Annotated in this window: 2 protein-coding genes; one reads left to right on the top strand and one right to left on the bottom strand. The window is 53.6% G+C overall.

What is annotated here, in order from left to right:
• A partial coding sequence (locus ACIQ2L_RS14220) for a metal-sulfur cluster assembly factor (RefSeq protein WP_396159992.1) occupies positions 1-1,804 on the top strand: 1,804 nt, incomplete at its 5' end.
• Between the two features lie 116 nt (positions 1,805-1,920).
• On the opposite strand, the gene ACIQ2L_RS14215 is transcribed toward ACIQ2L_RS14220, so the two are convergent.
• Positions 1,921-3,118 (bottom strand): hypothetical protein (locus ACIQ2L_RS14215; protein ID WP_396159990.1); only part of this gene is annotated, 1,198 nt, incomplete at its 5' end.

Raw genomic sequence — 3,118 nt, 5'->3', positions numbered from 1 at the left:
AACGGCTGCTCAACGCCGTAGCGATTCCTTTGCGACCAAAATGCGTTTGCTGGAAGCTGCATGGGAAAATCAAGACTTCGATTTAGCTCGATCGCTCACCCATTCGCTACGCGATTCCGTCCTGCAAACGCAACTGGAGGTGCAACCGCCTACCGCATCGCTCGTCGAGACGAATCAGTGGCAAGCGGTTGCGGAATTGACCGCGGATTGGAGAGGTTGGGCTCGCGGTTGGAAGTACTTCAAAACGATCACGGTGGAAGAGTCGGCAGGCGAATCTCGCCACTCCGAGCCGATAGAAATTTCCTTGAGCTTTCCTGCCGATCAAGTTACTTCGCTGGTTCGTGAGATTCGCGTGGCCAAAGTGAGTCTTGGTCGGCTCGTCGAACTGCCATGCCAAGTGTACGGTGAAGTTCGAAGAGGCAATCAACGGCATTGCAAGATAATTCTCATGGTCGACAGTCTTCCAAAACAGAAACAACAGATTCTCGTTTTTTATGGCAACTCCGATGCAGAACTGCCTGAGTATCCTTCCGATCTTTTGGCCCAAGGTGAAGGTTTCGGATTGGATATCTCCAATGCTCACTTTAAGGCGGTTCTTTCACGGCAAACTGGACAATTGGAGCGACTCATCCTCCGTCGAGAACACGGGCTCGAACTGTATTCAGGTGGTGAAGGGCACGGCGAGCCACCCGGCATCGATTGGGCTCATGACTATGTCGATGAGGACGGCTTTCAGAAGCTACGAATCTCGCTTTGGGATACCTGCCCGGACTACGAGGTCATTCGAGGTCCGTTATGCACAATCATCCGACGTTGGGGTTTCCCATACTCGCCCGTCCACCCCATCTATTCACCAAGTCGACTCAAGGTGGATGTCGAGTATCGTTTCTATTCCGGTTTGCCATGGTTCCACAAGATCGGTTCCATGAAGGCCATTCAGGACTTTTCCGCACAAGCACTTCGGGATGATGAATGGGTCTTTTCTGGTCAATCCTTTACGGACAAGCTGTGGATGAATGCCGAGGGCAATCTGCACACGGGAGATGTACCTGCGGATCAATCCGAGAATCTGTGGGGAGTCGGCTTCTTCAATAAGGATACCAAAGACTCTTTCATGGCTCTTTTTATCGACCATTCGGCGACGGGCATTCCAGAACTTAAACACAATGGTGCACCGAATTTGTTCTATCGCTGGCATGGTAGCGTCTGGAGTCGCTACCCTCTACCAGTCAAAAACGTACCCGCGGGAGCAGAATTGAAGCAGAAGAACGCATATCTCGCGTTGCCATTTTCGGAATCGACTGGGGCGAAGGAGATCGAGTCACTGCGTCGCTGTCTGGTGAATCCGCTCATCTTATCTGCAAGCGTTATTTCACCGATGAATATTGCGTCAACCATTGATGTTAATCCCGGTCAGGCCGCAGAACGTCGACTTGCGAGACCGGGTGAAGCGGGTGACTACTCGCAATTGAAGTCAGCAATTTGGAAAGCTCTTCTTGATTGCAAAGATGCCCAGCTCTATACGGCAGACATCAATATCGTCGAGCTCGGTATGATCTACGACGTTCGAGTCCGAGGTGACGTCGTAACACTTGTGATGGCAATGCCTCATCGAGGACGACCGCGACTGGAGTACTTTGTTGACGGTTCTATCTCTGTGCATCCTACCGTGTCCGTACCCATTCGCGAGCGACTGATGAAGGTCTCAGGTGTTAGGCAAGTCGTTTTCGAACAAACCTGGGAACCCGGATGGAATTCCAATCGCTTGACCACGCGGGGGCGACAGAAATTAGGAATGGAGTAACTAGCGCCGCAACGGAGAAGAGTTTGGCAACCGACGCGAAGGGATTTCGGTAGCGGAACTCGCCAAGAGTTTCGGAATATTGCAATCGAATTCGCCGACAGCCTTGGCGGCTTCGTTTACGGGATGGGTAGAGATTGGGCAGATTCAGCAGGTTGCCAGTGCGGCCACATGGCTCCGAAGCCGATCTTGAGATGGGTGAGTTGCGTCTCGCCGAGATCGGCGAGGGTCATCACGAACAGTTGCCGGACACCATTGCGTTTCGAACCATAGAGCAACTGCCTGCCGTCCCCTGACGGGGTAGGATGATAGTGCGTTGTGCCATCGGGCGTCTTGGTAAGTTGAATGTTCACACCGTCCAGCGTGATCTGAAAAAGCTCAACGTTGTTGCCGACCTTGGCAGTGTAGAAGACCGACTGGCTATCCACCGACCAGACCGGCACGTCGCTGCTTCCTCCGTGGAAGTCATCGACATCGATGAACTCCGTCACGCCGCGATAACCGGCTCGATCGGCGAGCTTCTTCAAGCCCATGCCGTCGGCGCGAACGATATGCGGATGGCAGTCGTAATGCTCGCCACTGACAAACAGCAGCCACTTTCCATCGGGCGACCAGCGTGGGCCGAAGTCAAAGGGATGACCGGTATTGATATGCCGCTTCTCCGAGCCATCTGCTCTGGCGATGTAGACCTGATAGTTCTCATGATAACTGATGAGATTGCCATCCGGCGACGCGCTGTATCCGTAGGTAAACCCCGCGTTCGTGCTTGACAGATCCTGCTTGTTGCGGCCGTCAAGATCCATCACAAAAGGTTTCGACACTCCGTTGATCAGTGGCGTGAAGCCAAGCCTATTGGTCGTCGCTTGGGCCGCCGAGCCGAGTGTCTTCACTTCAGGCATGAAAAACAGACCGCTATTGTAGTGGCTGACTCGATCCACGGCTGTGAGGTTCGAAACCTTGCCTGTTGCAATATTGACCAGGCACGAATCGAGCAACCACTTTTTAGGCTCCATGCGAAAAGTCTTATGCTCTTGTTCCCAATTCGCGTTCTCTGCGTCTTGCCACCCGCGAGATACAATCGCCTGTTTTCCGTCCGGCGACCAGCCTGCGAACTGAGTCCACGCATCGGTCTCGTCAGCGAGTTCATCGGCGATCCTCGCTCGGCCCGATCCATCCGCTCGAACCACCGTAGCGCGCATTGTACGCACGTTCGCATGCCGTCCACCTGGCAGATTGGTTTGCAGTTCCGTGTAGCCAATCAACGGCTGCTCGCTAGTTGGCTCATCAGCTAGAGTATGGCCAGCGAGTACAAGATTG

It is taken from the genome of Flavobacterium sp., from assembly GCF_044369455.1.
GTDB lineage: Bacteria > Bacteroidota > Bacteroidia > Flavobacteriales > Flavobacteriaceae > Flavobacterium.
This window is presented reverse-complemented; position numbering and strand designations above follow the sequence as displayed.